The organism is Morococcus cerebrosus (assembly GCF_022749515.1).
Classification (GTDB): Bacteria; Pseudomonadota; Gammaproteobacteria; order Burkholderiales; family Neisseriaceae; genus Neisseria; species Neisseria cerebrosa.
Genome location: NZ_CP094242.1, coordinates 1,514,085 through 1,536,115 on the forward strand (window position 1 = coordinate 1,514,085; position 22,031 = coordinate 1,536,115).

18 protein-coding genes and 1 pseudogene are annotated in these 22,031 nt (G+C 54.2%); 5 read left to right on the forward strand and 14 right to left on the reverse strand.

Annotation, left to right across the window (positions count from 1 at the left end; all coding sequences use genetic code 11):
- Positions 1-250: 250 nt before the first annotated feature.
- From MON37_RS07090 to MON37_RS07100, 3 genes are all read right to left on the reverse strand, one after another.
- Positions 251-1,126 (reverse strand): metal ABC transporter permease, encoded by an 876-nt coding sequence (locus MON37_RS07090; protein WP_019270326.1) that lies wholly within the window; start codon positions 1,124-1,126, stop codon positions 251-253.
- Between the two features lie 106 nt (positions 1,127-1,232).
- Positions 1,233-1,958 (reverse strand): metal ABC transporter ATP-binding protein, encoded by a 726-nt coding sequence (locus MON37_RS07095; protein WP_209323750.1) that lies wholly within the window; start codon positions 1,956-1,958, stop codon positions 1,233-1,235.
- A 523-nt stretch (positions 1,959-2,481) separates the two neighbouring features.
- The gene (locus tag MON37_RS07100) at positions 2,482-3,465 is read right to left on the reverse strand and encodes a porin (RefSeq protein ID WP_039405350.1); all 984 of its coding nucleotides are present in this window, start codon (positions 3,463-3,465) and stop codon (positions 2,482-2,484) included.
- Positions 3,466-3,779: 314 nt separating this feature from the next.
- On the opposite strand from MON37_RS07100, the gene MON37_RS07105 reads away from it, so the two are divergent.
- The 5 genes from MON37_RS07105 to MON37_RS07125 all read left to right on the forward strand — a co-directional run bounded on the left by MON37_RS07105 (position 3,780) and on the right by MON37_RS07125 (position 11,166).
- Positions 3,780-5,405: a peptide ABC transporter substrate-binding protein gene (locus MON37_RS07105; RefSeq protein ID WP_039405347.1), complete on the forward strand. Its 1,626-nt coding sequence runs from the start codon at positions 3,780-3,782 to the stop codon at positions 5,403-5,405.
- Positions 5,406-5,509: 104 nt separating this feature from the next.
- Complete coding sequence (locus tag MON37_RS07110; protein WP_039405344.1) at positions 5,510-7,306, forward strand: aminopeptidase P family protein; 1,797 nt, start codon at positions 5,510-5,512, stop codon at positions 7,304-7,306.
- 329 nt (positions 7,307-7,635) lie between these two features.
- On the forward strand, positions 7,636-8,556 hold the full coding sequence (oppB, locus tag MON37_RS07115) for an oligopeptide ABC transporter permease OppB (protein ID WP_039405341.1): 921 nt from the start codon (positions 7,636-7,638) through the stop codon (positions 8,554-8,556).
- 74 nt (positions 8,557-8,630) lie between these two features.
- Positions 8,631-9,539, forward strand: a complete 909-nt coding sequence (gene oppC / locus MON37_RS07120) for an oligopeptide ABC transporter permease OppC (RefSeq protein WP_016687970.1) — start codon at positions 8,631-8,633, stop codon at positions 9,537-9,539.
- Positions 9,540-9,561: 22 nt separating this feature from the next.
- A complete protein-coding gene (locus MON37_RS07125) occupies positions 9,562-11,166 on the forward strand; it encodes an ABC transporter ATP-binding protein (protein ID WP_039405338.1) in 1,605 nt (534 codons plus the stop codon).
- Positions 11,167-11,599: 433 nt separating this feature from the next.
- Here the strand turns inward: MON37_RS07125 and MON37_RS07130 are convergent, their stop codons facing one another.
- The 11 genes and pseudogenes from MON37_RS07130 to MON37_RS07175 all read right to left on the reverse strand — a co-directional run bounded on the left by MON37_RS07130 (position 11,600) and on the right by MON37_RS07175 (position 22,029).
- Complete coding sequence (locus tag MON37_RS07130) at positions 11,600-11,869, reverse strand: hypothetical protein (RefSeq protein ID WP_003755528.1); 270 nt, start codon at positions 11,867-11,869, stop codon at positions 11,600-11,602.
- Entirely contained in the window at positions 11,862-12,260 is a 399-nt protein-coding gene (locus MON37_RS07135; RefSeq protein WP_039405337.1) for a phage holin family protein, read from the reverse strand. The genes MON37_RS07130 and MON37_RS07135 overlap by 8 nt, the downstream gene beginning before the upstream one ends.
- 141 nt (positions 12,261-12,401) lie before the next feature.
- Entirely contained in the window at positions 12,402-12,836 is a 435-nt protein-coding gene (locus MON37_RS07140; protein WP_039405335.1) for a DUF883 family protein, read from the reverse strand.
- A 209-nt stretch (positions 12,837-13,045) separates the two neighbouring features.
- Complete coding sequence (gene sucD, locus MON37_RS07145) at positions 13,046-13,936, reverse strand: succinate--CoA ligase subunit alpha (RefSeq protein WP_003745608.1); 891 nt, start codon at positions 13,934-13,936, stop codon at positions 13,046-13,048.
- A 10-nt stretch (positions 13,937-13,946) separates the two neighbouring features.
- Complete coding sequence (sucC, locus tag MON37_RS07150; RefSeq protein WP_039405333.1) at positions 13,947-15,113, reverse strand: ADP-forming succinate--CoA ligase subunit beta; 1,167 nt, start codon at positions 15,111-15,113, stop codon at positions 13,947-13,949.
- Between the two features lie 98 nt (positions 15,114-15,211).
- The gene (locus tag MON37_RS07155) at positions 15,212-15,499 is read right to left on the reverse strand and encodes a hypothetical protein (protein ID WP_003755543.1); all 288 of its coding nucleotides are present in this window, start codon (positions 15,497-15,499) and stop codon (positions 15,212-15,214) included.
- A 17-nt stretch (positions 15,500-15,516) separates the two neighbouring features.
- Positions 15,517-15,640: pseudogene (locus MON37_RS12470) on the reverse strand (IS5/IS1182 family transposase); the annotation flags it as partial.
- 174 nt (positions 15,641-15,814) lie between these two features.
- Positions 15,815-17,248 (reverse strand): dihydrolipoyl dehydrogenase, encoded by a 1,434-nt coding sequence (gene lpdA, locus MON37_RS07160; RefSeq protein WP_016687976.1) that lies wholly within the window; start codon positions 17,246-17,248, stop codon positions 15,815-15,817.
- Positions 17,249-17,443: 195 nt separating this feature from the next.
- Positions 17,444-17,713, reverse strand: coding sequence for a hypothetical protein (locus MON37_RS07165; RefSeq protein WP_039405330.1), 270 nt, complete (start codon positions 17,711-17,713; stop codon positions 17,444-17,446).
- 193 nt (positions 17,714-17,906) lie between these two features.
- Complete coding sequence (odhB, locus tag MON37_RS07170; protein ID WP_039405329.1) at positions 17,907-19,088, reverse strand: 2-oxoglutarate dehydrogenase complex dihydrolipoyllysine-residue succinyltransferase; 1,182 nt, start codon at positions 19,086-19,088, stop codon at positions 17,907-17,909.
- 112 nt (positions 19,089-19,200) lie between these two features.
- Entirely contained in the window at positions 19,201-22,029 is a 2,829-nt protein-coding gene (locus MON37_RS07175; RefSeq protein ID WP_039405326.1) for a 2-oxoglutarate dehydrogenase E1 component, read from the reverse strand.
- Between the last annotated feature and the right edge of the window lie 2 nt (positions 22,030-22,031).

A 22,031-nucleotide genomic window follows, 5' to 3' on the forward strand; every position in this document is an offset into this window, starting at 1 on the left:
GCCATCCGCCGAGATTCCCGCGCAGGCGGTGATCCGTCGGACATCTTAAGAAACAGGTATTTGAAAAACAGTTGCCCAAATTGAAAGAAATTTCCGCCTTATCGGGAATAACGCCGATTGAAACGTTTCTATTTGAATGACAACAAATCGGTTTCAAAAATCCGATCGGTAAACCCGATAAAAAGGTCGTCTGAAAGCCCAAGCAGCTTTTCAGACGACCTTTTTGATTTTCAGCTTGCACAACTGCCCTTCACAAGGCCTTGTGCTTGCGACGCTTAAACCATTTGCCCAATATACCGCCTTCGCGCCCGAACACCAGCGATACGGCATACAGCACGCCGCAGCACAAGATAATCGCAGGTCCGGACGGAATTTCGACGTGATAGGAAAACAGCAGTCCGGCAAAACCGCAGACCAGCGCGATAAAGACGGACAAAGCCATCAACGCGCCCATGCTTTTCGCCCAGAGCCGCGCGGTAATCGACGGCAGCATCATCAGACCGACCGACATCAGCGTACCGAGTGCCTGAAAGCCTGCAACAAGGTTCATCACCACCAAAATCAGGAAAACGACGTGCCAAAAGCCGCCCTTCCCGCCGACCGCCTTCAGAAACAGCGGGTCAATGCTTTCCAAGACCAGCGGGCGGTAAATAATCGCCAATGCCGTTACCGTGACGCTTGCCGAGGCGGCAATCAGTTGCAGCGCGGGAATATCCACCGACAAGACCGACCCGAACAAGAGATGCAGCAAATCGACGCTGCTGCCGTTTTTACTGACCAAAACCACGCCGATTGCCAGACTGCTCAGATAAAAGGCAGCAAAGTTGGCATCTTCCTTCAACGATGTAAAACGGCTCGCCAAACCCGCCAAAAGCGCCATCAGCAAGCCTGCTGCAAACCCGCCGACGCTCATTGCAGGCAGGCTCAGCCCGGCAAACATATAGCCGATTGCCGCACCGGGCAGGACGGCATGACTCAAAGCATCGCCCACCAGGCTCATGCGCCGCATGACCAGGAACACCCCGACCGGAGCGGCACTCAAAGCCAGACAGAATACCGACGCAAGCGCATAGCGCATAAAGTCGAATTCCGCAAAAGGGGAAATCAGCAAATCGTATAAATTCATGGTATCCGGTAAATAAGGGAAAACTTCTGAAAATGGGAAACGTCGTCTGAAAATCCTTCGCCGCATCTTTCAGACGACGTACTGCCTTACAAGGGGGCTGCGCAAACTATACGTCGCACCAGTCCTCAGACTCCTGCCGCTGCATCAGCATATTCGCGCGGGCAAGGTTTTCATCGGTCAGGACGGACGGCGTTCTGCCCGCCGCAACCTTTTCCCGGGCCAGCAACAGCGTGTCCGAAAAATAATCGCGTACCTGCGCATAATCGTGCAACACCGCGATAATTGCCTGCCCTTCGTCATTGCATTGGCGCAATACATCCAAAAGAGCGTAAGTCGTGCGCGCATCGACGGCGTTGAAAGGTTCGTCCAAAAGCAGGAATTTCGCCCCCTGCGCCAGCATACGCGCAAATAAAACGCGCTGAAACTGGCCGTTGGACAAATGGGCGATCTGCCTGTCGGCAAAATCCCGCATACCGACGCGTGCAAGCGCATCCAAAACCCGGATACGCTGCGCTGCGTCAACCCGTCCGAAAAAGCCGATTTCGTACCACAAACCCATCGCCGCCAGTTCGAAAACCGTCATCGGCTGGCCGCGGTCGATGTCCGACTGCTGCGGCAGATAGGCGATGTCTTTGCGTTGCAGGTTTTGCAGGAGGACGCGTCCCGTATCGACTTGCTGCAAACCCATGACCGCCTTTAAAAAAGTTGATTTGCCCGCCCCGTTCGGCCCGCAGACCGCCCACATCGAATGCTCGGCAAATTCGATGCCGACATGGTGTACGGCAGGCCGTGTCCGGTAGCTGACCGTCAGATTTTCAACAACGATACTCATGCAACCGCCCAAAAATACATGCCCCAAACCGCCGCCAAAGCGAAAAGCGCAATCAGCAGGCGTTGGAACAATCCGGTGAGTAAAATGGAATTCATAACAATATCGGAATTAAAGACGATGTGTTCAAAATGAAACAAAAGTAAGGATGATACTTTATAACATTATGATTGTAAACATAAAGGCAGTATCCGGATATAGGCACGATTTTTGTGGACAAGGCATCTGCCGTTTTCAGACGACTTTTTTCAAAGCCGGCGCAGGCGGTTTGCCCGTATAAGCAGCGTGTGCCTTGCCCATGAAGAAACGACCCGGCTTATCGTCCGATTCAGGAGTCAGTAGGCCAGATATGAGTATCCAACGTTGCCAACATTCAAACCCTAATTAGGCAATGTGGAAAATTTCAAGCAGTTGTCGGATACAAGTATCCTACCTACATCAGCAAGCAATGAAGCCAATTACAAAAGGTCGTCTGAAAAACCCATATTCAGGTTTTCAGACGACCTTTTACGCTTCAAATCCCGCGTTATTGCAGGCTGTGTTCCAGCGAAATGCCTGCCGCCCAGCCGGTTTTGGGGTCTTTGCTTTCTTTGACTACGCCTGAGTTGAATGAGAGGGTCGTGCGTTTGGAGAATTTGTATTCGGTGTTAAACGCGAGCTGTTTGTAGTTCTTGCCGGTATCGGAGCGACCGTAGGCGACGCCGAGTTTGGGGGTGATGTTGCCCATGGTGTAGCCGGCGGTCACTTGGAAATCGCGGGTGTTGGTATTGGTTTTGGTTTCGTCTTCCCAGTGGAATTTGTCGGCAACATTGCGGGCGTACATCATACCGGCGGCGAGGTAGAGATTGTCTTTGTCGTAGCCGACTTTCATGGAATGAACCTGTCTGTCTTTGGTATCGTCAGGCGAGCCGTTGCGGGCGTATTCGAGGGCGTAGTGGGCGTTGAAACCGTTGGTCGGGTGTTTGTAGTGCAAACCTAAGCCCGCCATCCAGTCGCTGTTACGTTTCCTGTCTTTGTATTTGTTGGCACCGGGCGCGATTTGGACGCGGTAGTTGAAGCCGTTGTCAAAGGTTTTGGATTCGTAGTTCAGGGCGATTTCACGGCCGCCGAAACGGGTCATGCGCCCCATGGTTTGGGTGTGGTTGTTGCCGTTGAACGCGTCTTGTTCGCCGGTCAGGTAGTGCATGGGGGTACTGAGCCAGCCGGCGCGGACGGTACCGAAATCGCCGCGCAGACCGATGTAGGAGTCGTCCGTACTCCAGCCGTTGTAGTCGAAGGCGACGAATGAATTGACGCCGTAGATGAGCTTGAGGTCTTTGTCGAGTTTTTCACTGCCCATAATCCAGATGCGGCTGTTGTTGTCGGATATATCGGTAGCGGATTGCCCTTTGCCGTTGCGTTCGTGTTCGATAGAAGTAAATATCCGTCCGCCGATTTTGGCTTCGTTATCGGATGCCAATGCGGGGGCGGCAAGCGGGACGGCAACCGCAATCATTAATAACTTCTTCATTTTATTCTCCTTTTGCTTGATTTTTCTGAGGCTGCGTTTAAACAGGGTTTTATACTATTTGAGGCGTGCAAAAAAATCAATATTTTTGTAATCACTTGTAACTTTTATTTCAAAAAATGTTTTTTACGGCGTTTTTTTGTGTTATCTTGCAAACCGTTTCCCAAAGCAGGCGGATTTTTTCAAATATCCATAGAGAATAAATCTTTTTATCCGCCAAAAATCAGAATATTTCCCTGCCATGTAGTCATATGTAGTTTTTTATTTTTTGCAAAACGCAGGATGGAGGGAGAGATAGCGAGAAGAGGAGAAAAAACGTGCTGCCGAACAAACCTTATTCCATATCGGCTTTATCGCTTGCCATAGTGCTTGCGCTGTCGGCGTGTCATCGCGAAGTCAAGCCCGCGCCCGAATTCAAACGCAGCGAATACAATAAAATCGTCATCAGCAACGCGGTCGAACCGAGTACGCTCGACCCGCAGAAAAGCTCGGATATGGCGGCAGGCGCGATTATCCGTCAGATGATGGACGGCTTGGTCAGTACGGATGCCGAAGGCAAAACCATTCCCGCTTTGGCGTTGAAATGGGAGTCGTCGGACGAAGGGCGCGTTTGGACGTTCCACCTGCGCGATGCAAATTGGAGCAACGGCGACCCGATTACCGCCGAAGATTTCGTTTACAGCTTCCGCCGCCTCGCCGATCCCGCAACCGCCGCGCCTAACAGCAGCTATTTGGAAGACGCGAAAATACAGGGTGCGGCGGAAATCCTGCAAGGCAAGGCGAAGCCGGATACTTTGGGCGTCAAGGCTTTGGACAAGAAAACGCTGCAATTCACGCTCACCGCGCCCGTGCCGTATTTCCCCGATATGCTGATTCAGCAGTTCACCTACCCCGTCCACCGCGCCACGGTCGAGAAATTCGGCGAAAAATGGACGCAGCCGGGCAATTATGTTTCCAGCGGCGCATACATCCTCAAAGAATGGCGTGTCAACAGCCACATCACCATGGATAAAAACCCTGCTTATTACGACAGCAAAAAAGTATCCATCCCGCAGGCGGTGTTCCTCGCCAGCGGCAAAGAATACGACCGCTACCGCGCCGACGAAGTGGACGTTACCTACGGCATCCCTTCCGATCAGATTAAGATTGCCGAGAAAGAATTTCCCGGGCAGGTCCGGCGCGCGACTTTGCTGTGTTCTTGGTTTTTAGAGCCGAACTTGGAATCCGCCGAATTTAAAAATCCCAAAGTCCGCCGCGCGCTCAACCTCCTGACCGACCGCGCCATCATTACCAAAGTTGCCGGACGCGGCGACAAGGAAGCGTTCCAGCTTACCCCGCCAAATATGCAGGGCGGCGGCGAGTCTGCCCCCGCGTGGAAGCCGCTCAAGCGCGAAGCGCGCATTGCCGAAGCGAAAAAACTCTTGCGCGAAGCGGGTTACAGCGAAGAGAAACCGCTCGAGTTCCAAATCGTCTATACCACCAGCGAGGCCGCCAAAAAACAAATTACCGCGCTGCAATCCATTTGGAAGGCGACCGTGCCGTTTGTGCGCCCCACGCTGATGAACGAAGAATGGAAAACCTTTTTGGACAAGCGCCTGCAAGGCAACTTCAGTATGGCGTTTGCGGGCTGGTGTTCCGACTACAACGACCCTGCGGGCATGCTCAATATTTTCAAATCCAACAATCCAAACAACGCCTTCCATTACAAGAATCCCGAATTCGACAAGCTGATGAACAGCACGCTCGAAGCGGGCATTTCCGCCGAAGAGCGCGCCCGCCGCTACGTCAGCGCCGAGGCGATGCTGCAACGCGACGACGCCTTTATCCCGCTGTATCACCAAGTCAGCATCAATCTGGTGAAACCCGACATCCAAGGCTACTCCGACCGCGACCCGCTGAAAAATTACACCATCAAAAATTGGTCGTTTGCACCCAAGAAGTGATTTGATAACATAGACACGTTTTTCAGACGACCTCTCTGTACATCAAGTTAATCCGCTATAAAAAGGTCGTCTGAAACCACGAAACCCTATTGGAGAATCCGTTCATGAATACCGTATCGAATTACCTGTCCGCATTGCGCGAAGCCATGAAGGCGCAAGGTTTGGACGCACTCGTCATCCCCTCCGCCGACCCCCATCTTTCCGAATACCTGCCCGCACACTGGCAGGCGCGCCGCGAGTTGTCAGGCTTTACCGGCTCGGTCGGCACGTTCGTCGTAACCGCCGATGAAGCAGGCGTGTGGGTGGACAGCCGCTATTGGGAACAAGCCACCAAACAGCTTGCAGGCAGCGGCATTGAATTGCAAAAAAGCGGGCAAGTTCCGCCGTATAACGAATGGCTCGCGGCAAACCTGCCCGAAAACGCCGCCGTCGGCATCCCTTCCGATATGGTGTCGCTCACCGGCAAACGCACTTTGGCGCAATCCCTGACCGCCAAAAACATCCGCATCGAACACCCCGACGACCTGCTTGACCAAGTGTGGACAAGCCGCCCTGCCATCCCCGCCGAAACCGTGTTCATCCACGACCCTGCCTACGTCTCCGAGTCCGCCGCCGAAAAACTCGCCCGCGTGCGCGCCGTCATGGCGGAAAAAGGCGCGGATTACCACTTGGTTTCCTCGCTTGACGACATCGCTTGGCTGACCAACCTGCGCGGCAGCGACGTGCCTTTCAATCCCGTTTTCGTGTCCTTCCTGCTGATCGGCAAAGACAACGCCGTCCTGTTTACCGACCAAGGTCGTCTGAATGCCGAGGCTGCCGCCGCGCTGCAAACCGCCGGCATGACAGTCGAACCTTATGCCCAAGTTGCCGACAAACTCGCGCAAATCGATGGCGCGCTGCTCATCGAGCCGAACAAAACCGCCGTCAGCACGCTCGTGCGCCTGCCCGAAAGCGTGCGCCTTATCGAAGGCATCAACCCCTCCACCTTCTTCAAATCCGTCAAATCCGAAGCCGACATCGCCCACATCCGCGAAGCGATGGAACACGACGGCGCGGCGTTGTGCGGCTTCTTCGCCGAGTTTGAAGACATCATTGACAACGGCGGCAGCCTGACCGAAATCGACGTGGACACCATGCTCCACCGCCACCGCAGCGCACGTCCGGGCTTCATCTCATTGAGTTTCGACACCATCGCAGGCTTCAACGCCAACGCCGCCCTGCCGCATTACAGCGCGACGCCCGAAAGCCACAGCACCATCAGCGGCAACGGTCTGCTGCTCATCGACTCCGGCGCGCAATACAAAGGCGGCACGACCGACATCACCCGCGTCGTCCCCGTCGGTACACCGACCGCCGAACAAAAACGCGACAACACCCTCGTTCTCAAAGCCCATATCGCGCTTGCCGAAGCCGTGTTCCCCGAAAACATCCTCTCGCCGATGATAGACGCCATCTGCCGCAAACCCTTGTGGCAGGCGCAATGCGACTACGGTCATGGTACAGGACACGGCGTAGGCTATTTCCTCAACGTCCACGAAGGCCCGCAAGTCATCGCCTGTGCCGCCGTTCCCGGCCCGCAGCACGCCATGAAAAAAGGCATGGTTACCTCCATCGAACCCGGACTCTACCGTCCCGGAAAATGGGGCATCCGCATTGAGAACCTCGCCGCCAACCAAGCTGTTGCCAACCCGCAGGAAACCGAGTTCGGCAGCTTTCTCTACTTCGAAACCCTGACCCTCTGCCCCATCGACACCCGCCTGATGGATACCGCCATGATGACCGACGGCGAAATCGACTGGGTCAACCGCTACCACGCCGAAGTCCGCCGCCGCCTCGAGCCGCTGACCGAAGGCGCGGCAAAAGCATGGCTGATCAAACGCACCGAACCGCTGGCGCGTTAACCGCAAAGGTCGTCTGAAAAAGGCCGTAGCGTGGGCTTTGCCCACGAGAAACACCAGCAAAAAGGTCGTCTGAAACCAAAAATCCGATTTCAGACGACCTCCGAAACAAACCCAAAACGCAGGCTTCCGCCCGCGACTGCCACAATAAAAAACCGTCCGAAATCCTATTCTAAAGTTTTCAGACGACCATAAAACAAAAGCCCGCACACTCCAAAACCAAGGGCCTGACTACAAAGAAGAGAAACCATCCCAAGCGTCCGAACACCCGTTCAGGCCGCCTTCCCGTATTCAGGCATATTCCGACCCACCAAGCCCCGAGCAGGTACGATATGCTGAAATTCATCATCCGCCGCATACTTTCCGCCATCCCCACCATGCTGGTACTGATTACCGTCTCATTCTTCCTGATGCGGCTCGCACCCGGCAGCCCCTTCACCGGCGACAAAAACGTACCGCCCGCCGTACTGGCCAACATCGAAGCCAAATATCATCTGAACGACCCGATGTACCTGCAATACTTCAACTATCTCAAACAACTCGCCCACGGCGACCTCGGTCCCTCATTCAAATACAAAGACTACAACGTCAACGAGCTGCTCGCCCAAGCCCTGCCCGTTTCCGTCGAGCTGGGCGTGTACGCCTTCATCATCTCCACCGTCTTGGGCGTACTCATGGGCACCATCGCCGCACTCAGGCGCAACACATGGGCGGACTACACCATCATGACCGCCGCCATGACCGGCATCGTCGTCCCCAGCTTCGTCAAAGCCCCCATCATGATTTTCATCTTCGCCATCACCCTCAAATGGCTGCCCGCCGGCGGCTGGAATGACGGTTCGTTGACCAGCCTCATCCTGCCCGTCGCCGCCCTCTCCATAGGCTATGTCGCAGGCCTCGCCCGCATCACGCGCGGCGCGATGATAGAAGTGTTGAACAGCCCCTACATCCGCACTGCCCGCGCCAAAGGATTATCGATGAACAGCATCGTCCTGCGCCACGCCCTGCGTCCCGCCATGCTGCCTATCCTTTCCTATCTCGTTCCCGCCTTCGTCGGCATCATCACCGGCGCCATCGTCATCGAAAGCGTCTTCGGTCTGCCCGGCATCGGACAACTCTTCGTCAACGGCGCGCTCAACCGCGACTACGGCATGATCTTGGGGCTGACCATCCTCGTCGGCGTACTGACCATCGTCTTCAACGCCATACTCGACATCCTCTACGCCCTGATCGACCCCAAAATCCGCTATTAAAAGCAAAAAAAAGGTCGTCTGAAAACCGGTTTTGCCGTTTTCAGACGACCTCCGAACAAAAAACGGAGAACACCATGCTATTCAACAAGAAAAATTCCCGCGCCATAGCAGAAGCCGCCGAACAGGCACAAGTACACGGACGCAGCCTGTGGCAGGACGCATGGCGGCGTTTCAGCAACAACAAAGCCGCCCTGTGCAGCGTCTTCATCCTTGCCGCCATTATCCTCTTCGTTATCGCCGTCCCCTGGGTCAGCGCCTACACCTACGACCACACCGACTGGGACAACATGCAAATCCCGCCCTCCTTCGCCACCCGCCACTACTTCGGCACCGACCTGCTCGGACGCGACCTCCTCACCCGCGCCGCCGCCGGCGGACGCATTTCCCTGCTCATCGGCATCGCAGGCGCACTCGTCGCCGTCGTCATCGGCACGCTCTACGGCGCACTCGCAGGCTTTTTCGGCGGTAAACTCGACTCCGTCATGATGCGCCTGCTCGAAATTCTCAACGCCTTTCCTTTTATGTTTTTCGTCATCCTGTTGACCACCTTCTTCGGGCGCAACCTCTTACTCATCTTCGTCGCCATCGGACTCGTCTCATGGCTTGACGTCGCCCGCATCGTCCGCGGACAAACCCTCAGCCTCAAACACAAAGAATTCGTCGAAGCCGCCCGCATCACAGGCGTATCCCGCCGCCGCATCGTTACCCGCCACATCATCCCCAACGTACTCGGCGTCGTCATGGTTTACGCTTCCCTGCTCGTCCCCGGCATGATCATGTTCGAATCCTTCCTCAGCTTCCTCGGATTGGGCGTACAAGAACCCAAGACCAGTTGGGGTTCGATGCTCCAAGAAGGCGCAGCCTCCATGGAAGCCGCCCCGTGGCAGCTCCTCGTCCCCTGCTTCTTCCTCGTCGCCACCCTCTTCTGCTTCAACTTCATCGGCGATGGCCTGCGCGACGCACTCGACCCCAAAGACCGCTGACACACACAACGAGGACACACCCATGACCACCCCATTACTCACCGTCGAAAACCTCGACATCCGCTTCCAGCTCCACGAAAAAACCGTCCACTCCGTGCGCAACATCAGCTTCCAAGTTGCCAAAGGCGAAACCCTCGCCCTCGTCGGCGAATCCGGTTCCGGCAAATCCGTTACCGCCATGTCTCTCATGCGCCTTTTGCCCGAAAACACCACCCTTTACGGACAAGACTCACGCATCACCTTCGACGGCACATCCATCCTCGACGCAGACGAAAAAACCCTCCGCAGCCTGCGCGGCGGACGTATCAGCTTCATCTTCCAAGAGCCCATGACCTCGCTGAACCCCTTCATGAAAATCGGCACCCAGCTCACAGAAGCCCTGCGCGTCCACAACAAAACCATCACCCGCAAAGCCGCCCGCGAACGCATCCTCGACCTCCTCAACCGCGTCGGCATCCGCGAAGCAGAACGTCGTCTGAAACAATACCCCCACGAATTCTCAGGCGGCCAGCTCCAGCGCATCATGATCGCCATGGCGCTGCTCAACGACCCCGCTCTGCTCATCGCCGACGAACCCACCACCGCCCTCGACGTCACCATTCAAGCAGAAATCCTCGACCTCCTGCACGACCTCCAAAAACAAATGGGCATGGCGATTATCTTCATCACCCACGACCTCGGACTCGCCGAACACTACGCCGAAACCGTCTGCGTCATGAAAGACGGCGAAATCGTCGAGCGCGGCAAAATCAAACAAGTCTTCGCCAACCCGACCCACCCCTACACCGCCCAACTCATCCACTCCGTCCCAAAAGGCATGAAAGACCCCGTAGAAGGCAACCCGCCCGAGCTCATCCGTGCCGACAACATCAACGTCCACTTCACCCTCAAACACAACTTCTTCGGCAAACCCCTCAAAACCTTCCACGCCGTCAAAAACATCAGCCTCGCCATCCGCCAAGGCGAAACCCTCGGCATCGTCGGCGAATCCGGTTCCGGCAAATCCACGCTCGGCAAAGCCATCATGCAAATGCTCCCCTACCAAGGCAGCATACACTTCGACGGCAGCGACCTCGCCGCCCTCACCCCCGAACGCGCGCGCCAGCTCAAAGCCGAACGCCAAATGGTCTTCCAAGACCCCTACGGCTCACTCTCCCCTCGCCTCACCGTCGGCGAAATCATAGGCGAAGGCCTCACCGTCCACCGCCCCGAAATGACCAAAACCCAGCGCACCGAACTCGTCCTCAAAGTCCTGGACGAAGTCTCCCTGCCCGCTGACGCACTCAACCGCTACCCGCACGAATTCTCAGGCGGACAACGCCAACGCATCGCCATCGCCCGCGCCCTCATCCTGCGGCCCAAGTTCATCCTCCTCGACGAACCCACCTCCGCCCTCGACCGCTCCGTCCAAATCAAAGTCGTCGAACTGCTGCGCGGACTCCAAACCAAATACGGACTGACCTACATCTTTATCAGCCACGACCTCTCCGTCGTCCGCGCCGTCAGCGACAACGTCGCCGTCATGCAGCACGGAGAACTCGTCGAATACGGCAGCGCAGACCAAATCTTCCACCACCCGCAGAAAGACTACACCAAACGCCTCATCAACGCCGCCTTCGACCTCTGACTCAAGGTCGTCTGAAATCAAAAGTAGCGTAGGCTTCGCCCACGAACCCTGCTAACCTCAGAAGGTCGTCTGAAACCCAACTTTCAGATGACCTTCTTTCTAATCTCATCTACTTCATCGCAAATTTCAACGCAAACTTTACCAATCCAACCCATAATTACCTCCAGCAGCCTTCATTCCCGCGCAGGCGGGAATCCATCGGAAACCCTAAGAAACAGATATTCAAAAACAGTTGCCGAAATTCAAAAGTGGATTCCCGCCTGCGCGGGAATGACGGCAGAAAAATATCCCGTCGGATACGGTTATCCCAACCTACACCGACAACCAAAAATCGTCTGAAACCCACCGTAGCGTGGGCTTTGCCCACGAACCCCGCAAATACAAAAAGGTCATCTGAAACCCAACTTTCAGACGACCTTCTTTCTAATCCCATCTACTTCATCGCAGCCTTCAACGCAAACGCTGCCAGCAGTGCGCCGAAGCGGTATTTGCGCGGAATGGCGAGTCCTGCCGTTTTATACAGCAGGCTTGTCTGCGTCAGCTCGTTGCCCAAATCCAGCAACTTCATCAGCGTGTCCGACTTGCGCTCTTCCTGTTCCTTCAATTTGCGCTGTTTCAAATACGATGCCTCAATCCTCAGGCGGACGAGTTTGGCTTCCAGTTGCAGCAGTTCGCGTGCTTCATCGCGTTCCGTTTTATTCATCGCCCCCTCCTTCCTGCATATCTTGACCGCGCAGGCAGGCGATGTCTGCCTGAATGTCCTGCAAGGTTGCGGCGATTTTGTTGTTTTGGCTGCGCCAGCCTTTCGACACTTTGCCGAACAAGACCGCAATGACGATCAGGCAGACGGTGGTTATCCCGAAGAATACCCATATTGCCGCAGTATCCGGCAACACGCGGTTTAGTCCGAAAAGCAGGCTGATGAATGCAACCAGCAGCAATATGCCCGATACGACCAACCATATGATGATGCGGAACACGTTTTCCGCCTGCTCTGCCAAATCCAGATTCAAAATCTGCATCCGCAACAGGAACAAATCAATACCTTGATTCAGCAGCGTTTTCGTATGTTCGATATTTTGTCTGATGCCCATATTCCAATTTCCCTGATTGTTCCGAAACGGACAATCTGAAGGCTTTGGGGTCGTCTGAAATCTTTGTCGACCCGCATAAGCAAACGCCGCCGGAACAAGATTTCGGAAAATCATGTCCGGACGGCATTCATGTTTTACCGATTAGCGGCGGTTCAGCAATACGCCGACGACCAAGCCCGCCAGTGCGGCAAAGCCCATTGCGTAATAAGGTTTGTCGTGTACGGCTGCATCGGCTTGGCGTGCGCCGCGTTTGATGCGGTCGCCTGCTTCTTCTCCAAACTCGGCAAAGCGTTTTTTGCCTTCTCTGAAACGCTCTTCTGCCTCTTCTTCAAATTCGTCGTATTTTTCACGCGCGCGGTCAGCGTGGTATCTGATTCGGTCGCCGGCTTCTTCTTGGAAGTCATGCAAACGATCCTTGGCAGCTTCAAGTTTCTCCTGCAATTTGGCTTTGGCTTTTTTGCCCTCTTCCGAGCCGACTTCCACGCCTTTGCTGTACAGCTCTTCAACATCGCTCATCACGTCTTGGATGTCTTTCAACAAAGCTTCTTTGCGGGATTCAAAATCATGTTTTTTCATTACCTTCTCCTTGATGTCCATATGGGTGAAATAACAGATTATTCATCTGTTAACTGATTATAACCCCTTTACACTTCTTCTCAAGTCAATTCGGCTAAAGGTGGTTTGAAAACATGTAAAGATTAACGCTAGAGATAAAAAGGTCGTCTGAAAACCTGTTTCCAAGTTTTCAGACGACCTCTCTGCATTTCAATCAAAACGACTGAGCTTTACGCCAAGCCTTTTGCTTTCAACACTTCCAGCATGGTGCTGCCCAATTCGGCAGGGCTGCGGGTGTAGGCGATGCCGGCTTTTTCGAAAGCGGCGAATTTTTCTTCCGCCGTACCTTTGCCGCCGGAGATAATTGCACCGGCGTGACCCATGCGTTTGCCTTTAGGGGCGGTCACACCAGCGATGTAGCCGACGACGGGTTTGGTTACGTTGGATTGGATGTATTCGGCTGCTTCTTCTTCCGCAGTACCGCCGATTTCACCGATCATGATGATAGCGTCGGTATCGGGGTCTTCTTGGAAGAGTTTCAGCGCGTCGATTTGGTTCATGCCCGGAATCGGGTCGCCGCCGATACCGATACAGGTTGATTGACCCAAGCCCAGTTTGGTGGTTTGTGCCACGGCTTCGTAAGTCAATGTACCGGAACGGGAAATGATGCCGATGCGGCCCGGAGTGTGGATGTGGCCCGGCATAATGCCGATTTTGCACTCGCCCGGAGTAATCACGCCCGGGCAGTTAGGGCCGACCAAACGTGTGCCGTTGCCGTTGGTTTCCAGATAGCGTTTGGCTTTGAGCATATCCAGAGTCGGAACGCCTTCGGTAATCACAACCACCAAGCCTACTCCGGAATCAACCGCTTCAACGATAGAATCCAAAACAAACGGAGCCGGAACGTAAATCACGGATGCGTCCGCGCCGGTTTCTTTAACGGCTTCTTTCATGGTGTTGAACACAGGCAGGTTCAGGTGGGTTTGACCGCCTTTACCCGGAGTCACGCCGCCGACGACTTTAGTGCCGTAAGCCAGAGCTTGTTCGGAGTGGAAAGTACCGTTTTTACCGGTGAAACCTTGAACCAATACTTTGGTGTCTTTATTAATCAATACGCTCATTCTTTTCTCCTTAGGCGTTTACGGCTGCGACAATTTTTTCGGCTGCGTCATTCAGGCCGTCGGCGGAAGTCAGTTTCAGACCTGATTCGTTCAGGATTTTCGCGCCGAGTTCGGCGTTGTTGCCTTCCAGACGGACAACGACAGGCACGTCAACGTTGATTTCTTTAACGGCTGCAACGATGGCTTCCGCGATCATGTCGCAACGGACGATACCGCCGAAGATGTTGATCAATACGCCTTTGACGGATTTGTCTTCGAGAATCAGTTTGAACGCTTCAACTACGCGCTCTTTGGTCGCACCGCCGCCTACGTCCAAGAAGTTGGCAGGTTGCCCGCCTTTAAGTTTGATGATGTCCATGGTTGCCATCGCCAAACCTGCGCCGTTCACCATACAGCCGATGTTGCCTTCCAGCGCAACATAGTTCAGGTCGAATTCGGAGGCTTTCAGCTCGCGTTCGTTTTCTTGGGATTTGTCGCGCAATTCGGCGATTTTCGGCAGGCGGTAGAGGGCGTTGCTGTCGATACCGATTTTGCCGTCCACACAGGCCAGCGCGCCGTTTTCGCGGACTGCCAGCGGGTTCACTTCAAACAGGGCAAAGTCGTTTTCGACAAACGCTTTGTACGCGCCGGTCATCAGTTTGACGAACTCGTTGATTTGTTTGTCTTTCAAGCCCAGTTGGAACGCCACATCGCGCGCTTGGCAAGGTTGCAGGCCGACCAGCGGGTCAACGGTTACTTTGAAGATTTTTTCAGGGGTTTCAGCGGCAACTTTTTCGATTTCCACACCGCCTTCGGTCGAAGCCATGAATGTGATGCGACGGGTAGAACGGTCAACCACCGCGCCCAAATACAGCTCGGTTTGCACCGGATACATGTCTTCGCAAACCAAAACGCTGTTGACCGGCTGACCGTTGGCATCGGTTTGATAAGTAACCAGATTGGTGCCAATCAGGCTTTCCGCCACTTCTTTGGCTTCTTCACGGCTTTTGACGACTTTTACACCGCCCGCTTTACCGCGTCCGCCTGCGTGGACTTGGGCTTTAACGACAGCAAATTTGCCGCCCAGTTTGTCGTAAGCGGCTGCGGCTTCTTCGCCGTTGTGCGCCAAAATACCGCCTTGCACGGGCAAGCCGTAGCTTGCCAGCAGTTCTTTAGCCTGATACTCGTGTAGATTCATGGATTTCTCCTTTAGATTAGTGGAATGCCCTGAGACTGCCTCTGAATGACAACCCCGTGCGTTTCAGACGACCTTTCGGCGGTCGGAAAATCGTCGTTTCACTTGCTGAACGGCAACCACATCCGCGCAAGCAGATACATGATTGCGCCGCCGCCCCCGAGAATAAAAAAGACGATGCCTTTTTTACGCGAATTCGGACAGAGCAGGTAAACGGCAAGGCTGAAACTGATAAATAACAAAGCTACGCGCCAAACCAATTCTTTGTCTTTGAAACGGTTGAGCGTATAAGTTTCGGTCATCATCACATACATCTGCCACAACGCGGCCATACACATGCTGATGATTCCCATCGGTATAAACAGGATACCGATTACTTCTTTATTCATAATCAAATGCTGTCTGTGAATGTGTCGCCGATTATATATAGTGGTTCAAGTTTAAACCAGTACTGCGTTGCCTCGCCTTGCCGTACTATCTGTACTGTCTGCGGCTTCGTCGCCTTGTCCTGAATTTAAACTTAACCCACTATCGTAGATTCAAATAGAAAATGCTTAAATCGTCATTCCGACAAGAGAACAATGGCAACTGATATGCCCTATTTTCTCTCTATACCTATCGGAACATTGCTTCCGAACATTCATCTTTCCGAAAAGGTCGTCTGAAACTTTTTCAGACGACCTTTTATGCTTTACTTGACCTCATCAGCCGTGCAAAGCGCGTTTGTCGGCGGCCAGTGCGGCTTCGTGAACCACTTCAGACAAGGTCGGGTGGGCATGGATGATGCGGGCGATGTCTTCGCTGCTGGCGAAGAATTCGAGCGCAGTGACGCCTTCAGTGACCAATTCGCTGACAACCGGGCCGATCATGTGTACGCCCAAGATGCGGTCGGTTTTGGCATCCGCCAACACTTTGACCGTACCTTTTGCCTTGCCCATTGCCAAAGCGCGGCCGTTTGCACCGAAGCCGGAAGTGCCTTTTTTGTATTCCACGCCTTCGGCTTTGAGCTGCTCTTCAGTTTTGCCGACCCAGGCGATTTCGGGGTCGGTGTAAATCACGAACGGTACGCTGTTGAAGTCGATATGCGGTTTCTGACCGGCGATGCGCTCAGCAACCGCCACGCCTTCGTCGCTGGCTTTGTGCGCCAGCATCGGGCCGCGAACCACATCACCGATTGCCCAGACATTAGGCAGGTTGGTGCGGCATTCGCCGTCCACTTTGATAAAGCCGCGCTCGTCTTTTTCCAAGCCGACGGCTTCGGCGTTCAAGCCTTTGGTGTTCGGAATACGACCGATGGCGACGATGAGTTTGTCGAATACTTCGGTTTTGGCTTCGCCTGCGGCAGTTTGGTAGGCAACGGAAACACCTTTGCCTTCAGATTTGATGTCGCCGATTTTTACGCCCAGTTCGATGTTCAAGCCCTGCTCTTTGGTAAAGTATTTGAACGCTTCTTTGGCGATTTGCTGGTCGGCGGCGGCAAGGAAGGTCGGCATGGCTTCGAGGATGGTAACTTGCGAACCGACACGGTTCCATACAGAACCCATTTCCAAACCGATCACACCCGAACCGATGACGCCGAGTTTGGCGGGCACTTCGGTCAGGTTCAATGCGCCTTCGTTGTCCAATACGTTTACATTATCGATGGCAACCTGTGGCAGCGGACGCGGCACGGAACCGGTCGCTACGATGACGTGTTTGGCTTCGATAACGGTTTTCTCGCCTTTGTTATCGACTTCGATTTGGTAGGCATCGCCGTTTTTTCCGGCAAATGAAGCCGTACCGAACAGGCTGGTTACTTTGTTTTTTTGGAACAGGAATTTCACGCCGCCGGTGAGCTTGGTTACGATGGCGTCTTTGCGCGCAATCATTTTCGCCGCGTCAAATTTGATGTCGCCGACGCTGATGCCGTGTTCGGCGAAATCATGCTGCGCGGCGTGGAAATGTTCGCTGGATTGCAACAGGGCTTTGGAAGGAATACAGCCGACGTTCAGGCAGGTGCCGCCCAGCGCGGGCGCGTCGCCTGCTTTGTTGACGCCCGCATCGACACAGGCGGTTTTAAAACCCAGTTGGGCGGCGCGGATGGCGGCAACGTATCCGCCGGGACCTGCGCCGATGACTACTACATCGTATTGAGACATGTGAAAAATCCTTTGTTGTTTGATATTTTTGCCGCAGGAAAACCTTCAGCAAAAGTTTATCCACTATATTTTGCATGAGAGGTCGTCTGAAAACGCGGCTTCAACAAAATTAAAACTTATTCTGCCTTTTTCAGAGTGCGAAGCCTGCTCACAGGCACGACCTATTCAAATTTCAGCCCGATTGGTTCGGACGCATCAGCGGCGGCAGGAATGCGGACTGTATTCCCTGACTTCCTGTCCGGTAAAATTGTTGTAAACGCGCACGGTAGCGTGCAGATAACGTTTGCACAAAACGCTGCGGGCGACGGGAATGCCTGCTTTGTTGCTGTCCATTTCAAAACGCTTGTTCAACATTCTGCCGCGCGCATCATAAGCGTTGACGGAATATTCCTTGCCTTCGAATGCGGCACACGCGCCAAGCAGGGAAACGACAGCCAAAAGCGGAAACAGGGAGATGGGTTTCATGGATACGCTCCTATGGATTTTCAAGCGTTTGCTTCTGCACGAAAAATGGCAGCAACAAACTTTCTCCCTTAGATTTCAAACATCCTGCTGTTTTCAGACGACCTTTTTTCATTTCAAGGTCGTCTGAAAACCAGTGAGCAGCCCGATTTCAAACTGCTCTGTTTTTATCCGCTTTATATCCCTTTGACAGCGTTTACAGATCCAACAACAGGCGTGCCGGATCTTCTAGCGCGTCTTTGATGGCAACCAAAGTCAACACGGCTTCGCGGCCGTCGATGATGCGGTGGTCGTAAGAGAGTGCCAGATACATCATCGGGCGGACAACGACTTGACCGTTTTCCACGACTGCGCGTTCTTTGGTCGCGTGCATACCCAAAATGGCGGATTGCGGCGGATTGATAATCGGGGTGGACATCATAGATCCGAACGTACCGCCGTTGGTGATGCTGAACGTACCGCCGGTCAAATCTTCCAGCGCGATTTTGCCGTCTTTGGCTTTTTTGGCGTAATCGACGATGGCTTGTTCGATGTCGGCAATGCTCATTTGGTCGGCATCACGCAAAATCGGCACGACCAAACCGCGCGGGCTGCCGATAGCGATACCGATGTCGAAGTAACCGTGATAAACGATGTCGCTGCCGTCAACGGAGGCATTGACCACCGGATATTTTTTCAGCGCGGCAACGGCTGCTTTGACGAAGAAAGACATGAAGCCGAGTTTGACGCCGTGTTCTTTCTCGAATTTTTCTTTGTATTTCGCACGCAAGTCCATGATGGGTTTCATGTTGACTTCGTTGAACGTAGTCAGAATCGCGTTTTCTTGTTGCGAAGCCAAGAGACGTTCGGCAACACGGGCGCGCAGGCGGCTCATCGGAACGCGTTGCTCCGGACGTACGCCCGCCGGAACAGGTGCAGGAGCAGCAGCGGGTGCGGCAGCAGGTTTGGCGGTAGCGTTTTGCACGTCTTCTTTCAAGACGCGACCGTCACGACCAGAACCTTGCAGCGCGTTCACATCCACGCCGGTTTCGGCTGCCAGTTTGGCGGCGGCAGGCATGGCGGCATTGGTTTGCGCAGCGGCGGGAGCGGCTTCAGGTGCAGGCGCGGCGGCTGGGGCTTCAGCAGAAGCGGAAGCGGTTGCTGCGGTGTCGATGCGTGCCAATACTTGTTCGGCGGCAACGGTTTCGCCGTTTTGGGCAATGATTTCAACCAATACGCCGGCTTGTGGGGAAGGTACTTCCAAAACCACTTTGTCGGTTTCGATGTCAATCAGGATTTCGTCGCGCGCTACGGCTTCGCCGACTTTTTTCTTCCATTCCAAGAGCGTGCCTTCGGATACGCTTTCGGACAGCATGGGTACTTTTACGTCAATAATCATTTTGTGTCTCCGGATGGTCGTTGGTTTTCAGACGACCTGTTGTGTGTTATCTCTTTTGTTTGGCGGGCGTTCCGTCTGAAGTGTTTCATTCGGAACGCCGCACCGTATTGCGTTACAGTGTCATGGCGTCTTCAACCAGTTGTTTCAGCTGGGCGACGTGTTTGCTCATATAGCCGACGGCTGGCGATGCGCTGCTCGGACGGCCGGCGTAAGACAGTTTTTGGCTTTCGCTGATAACGTCTTCCAAGCGGTGGCGGATTTGGTAGAACGCGCCTTGGTTTTTCGGCTCTTCTTGCGCCCAAACCACGGATTTCGCGTTCGGATATTTCGCCAACTCCGCGCGCACTTCGTCGTATGGGAACGGATAAAGCTGCTCGACGCGGACGATGGCGACATCGTTTTCCAGTTTGCGCTCGGCGCGACCTGCTTCCAAATCGTAGTAAACCTGTCCGGCGCAAAGAATCACGCGTTTCACGCTTTCATTGTTGCCACGCTCGGCGGTATCGCCGATGACAGGGCGGAAGCGCGAACCTTCGGTAAAGTTTTCCAGCGGACTCATCGTGCCTTTGAAGCGCAACAGGCGTTTGGACATGAAAATCACCAGCGGTTTGCGGTACGAACCCAAGACTTGGCGTTGCAGCAGGTGGAACATTTGCGACGCTTCAGATGGCATGATGATTTGCATATTGTGTTCGGAGCAGAGCTGCAACCAGCGTTCCACGCGGCCGGAGGAATGTTCCGGGCCCTGACCGTCGTAGCCGTGCGGCAGGATGGTGGTCAGACCGCAGAGACGTCCCCACTTGGTTTCGCCGGAAGACAGGAATTGGTCGATGGTGACTTGCGCGCCGTTGGCAAAGTCGCCGAACTGCGCTTCCCAAATGGTTAATTTATCAGGAGCGGAGCAGGCGAAACCGTATTCGAACGCCATGACCGCTTCTTCATTCAAAATGGAGTCGATAACGAGGAATTCGCCTGCGCCTTCGCCCATATTGCGCAGCGGCACATAAGTACCATCATCCCATTTTTCGCGTTTTTGGTCATGCAATACGGCATGGCGGTGTGAGAACGTACCGCGTCCGGAGTCTTCGCCGGAAATGCGCACGCCGTGGCCTTTGGTGACCAGGCTGGCGTATGCAAGGGTTTCCGCCATACCCCAGTCAATCGGCTGACTGCCCGCAGCCATGCCTTTACGCGCTTCGAGCACGCGTTTGGCAGTCGGATGCAGTGCAAAGCCTTCGGGAACGGCGGTAAATTTCTCGGCAAGACGCTCGATGTCGGCAGCGGGCAGGCCGGTTTCCACATCTTCGCGCCAGTCTTTGCCTTGGTATTTGCTCCAATCGATTTGCGTGCGTTGGAAGTTGCTCAACGTCGTTTGCTCAACGTGTTCGCCTTTATCCAAAGCATCGCGGTAGGCTTGGATATAGCCGTCGGCTTCTGCCTGCGTTACCACGCCTTCTGCGATCAGTTGCTCGGTGTACAAAGCACGCGCTCCGGGGTGTTGCGATACTTTTTTGTACATCATCGGCTGGGTCAGGGTCGGATCGTCGCCCTCGTTGTGACCCCATTTGCGGTAGCAGACGACATCGATCACGATGTCTTTGTTGAATTTCTTACGGTAGTCCAAAGCGGCTTGGATGGCGAAGCAAACGCGTTCCGGATCGTCGCCGTTGACGTGGATGACCGGAGCGGAAACCATTTTCGCCACGTCGGTACAATGCACGGTCGAACGGGTGTCGCGGGTATCGGAAGTGGTGAAGCCGATTTGGTTGTTGATGACGATGTGAACCGTACCGCCGGTGGTGTAGCCGCGCGTTTTGGACAGGTTGAACGTTGCTTGGTTGACACCCAGTCCGACAAATGCAGAGTCGCCGTGAATCAATACGGGCAATACTTTGTCGCGGCCGTTTTCGCCCAGGCGTTTTTGTTTGGCGCGTGCAGAACCTTCAACGACAGGATTCACGATTTCCAAGTGAGACGGGTTGAACGCCAAAGAAACGTGCATCGGACCGTTCGGCGTAGCAATGTCGGAGCTGAAACCCATGTGGTATTTTACGTCGCCGCTGGGCAGCTTGATTTCGGCACGGCCTTCAAATTCGGCAAACAAATCGCCCGGTTTCTTGCCCAAAATGTTGACCAAGACATTCAGACGACCTCGGTGTGCCATACCGATGATGACTTCTTCGACACCGTCTTTACCTGCGTTTTGAATCAGGTAATTCAGACCGGCAATCACGCTCTCGCCGCCTTCTACGCCGAAGCGTTTCTGACCGACATATTTGGTATGCAGATAACGCTCCAAAGTCTCGGCAGCGGTCATTTCTTTCAGGATGCGGCGTTTCTGTTCGGCACTGTAGCTCGGGGTGGACAGCACATCCTCGAAATAATTGCGCAACCAGCGGCGCTCTTCGGTATTGGGAATGTAGATGTATTCCAATGCGAGGTGGCCGCAGTAGGTTTGCTTGAGGTTGCTGATGATTTGGGACAGAGGCAGTTTGCTTTGGCCGGAAAAATCGCCCTCGCCCATATTGAACTGAACCGCCATATCGGCATCATTCAGTCCGTGGAATTTGGGATCGAGGGCTTCAATGTCGCGTGGCGGGATACGTTTGAGCGGGTCAAGCTGAGCAGCGCCCACACCTTGAATACGGTAAGCAGAAATCAACCGCAGTACGCCGACCTGTTTCTTCATCATGGCTTCGTCCATACCGCCGGCAATAGCCGCTGTCGATTTGGTTTTTGCCAAATTAGCGAAGGATTCACGGATCGGAGCATGGGCGATATCAACATCCGCCGCACCAGGCTGCTTGCTTAAGTCGGTGAAATACTGCTTCCATTTTTCATCGACCGAATTGGGGTTTTCCAGGAAATTCTCATACAACTCCTCGATGTAGGGAGCATTTGAACCGAACAGATAAGAAAAATTGAGTTTTTCATCCATCATGA

Bases quoted from the DNA above. Each gene is read 5' to 3' on its own strand.
- MON37_RS07175 (WP_039405326.1), bottom strand. From the start codon at position 22,029: ATGATGGATGAAAAACTCAATTTTTCTTATCTGTTCGGTTCAAATGCT.
- MON37_RS07155 (WP_003755543.1), bottom strand. From the start codon at position 15,499: ATGAATAAAGAAGTAATCGGTATCCTGTTTATACCGATGGGAATCATC.
- oppB (WP_039405341.1), top strand. From the start codon at position 7,636: ATGCTGAAATTCATCATCCGCCGCATACTTTCCGCCATCCCCACCATG.
- sucC (WP_039405333.1), bottom strand. From the start codon at position 15,113: ATGAATCTACACGAGTATCAGGCTAAAGAACTGCTGGCAAGCTACGGC.
- MON37_RS07125 (WP_039405338.1), top strand. From the start codon at position 9,562: ATGACCACCCCATTACTCACCGTCGAAAACCTCGACATCCGCTTCCAG.
- lpdA (WP_016687976.1), bottom strand. From the start codon at position 17,248: ATGTCTCAATACGATGTAGTAGTCATCGGCGCAGGTCCCGGCGGATAC.
- MON37_RS07090 (WP_019270326.1), bottom strand. From the start codon at position 1,126: ATGAATTTATACGATTTGCTGATTTCCCCTTTTGCGGAATTCGACTTT.
- MON37_RS07135 (WP_039405337.1), bottom strand. From the start codon at position 12,260: ATGGGCATCAGACAAAATATCGAACATACGAAAACGCTGCTGAATCAA.
- MON37_RS07130 (WP_003755528.1), bottom strand. From the start codon at position 11,869: ATGAATAAAACGGAACGCGATGAAGCACGCGAACTGCTGCAACTGGAA.
- odhB (WP_039405329.1), bottom strand. From the start codon at position 19,088: ATGATTATTGACGTAAAAGTACCCATGCTGTCCGAAAGCGTATCCGAA.
- MON37_RS07110 (WP_039405344.1), top strand. From the start codon at position 5,510: ATGAATACCGTATCGAATTACCTGTCCGCATTGCGCGAAGCCATGAAG.
- MON37_RS07095 (WP_209323750.1), bottom strand. From the start codon at position 1,958: ATGAGTATCGTTGTTGAAAATCTGACGGTCAGCTACCGGACACGGCCT.
- MON37_RS07165 (WP_039405330.1), bottom strand. From the start codon at position 17,713: ATGAAACCCATCTCCCTGTTTCCGCTTTTGGCTGTCGTTTCCCTGCTT.
- oppC (WP_016687970.1), top strand. From the start codon at position 8,631: ATGCTATTCAACAAGAAAAATTCCCGCGCCATAGCAGAAGCCGCCGAA.
- MON37_RS07100 (WP_039405350.1), bottom strand. From the start codon at position 3,465: ATGAAGAAGTTATTAATGATTGCGGTTGCCGTCCCGCTTGCCGCCCCC.
- sucD (WP_003745608.1), bottom strand. From the start codon at position 13,936: ATGAGCGTATTGATTAATAAAGACACCAAAGTATTGGTTCAAGGTTTC.
- MON37_RS07140 (WP_039405335.1), bottom strand. From the start codon at position 12,836: ATGAAAAAACATGATTTTGAATCCCGCAAAGAAGCTTTGTTGAAAGAC.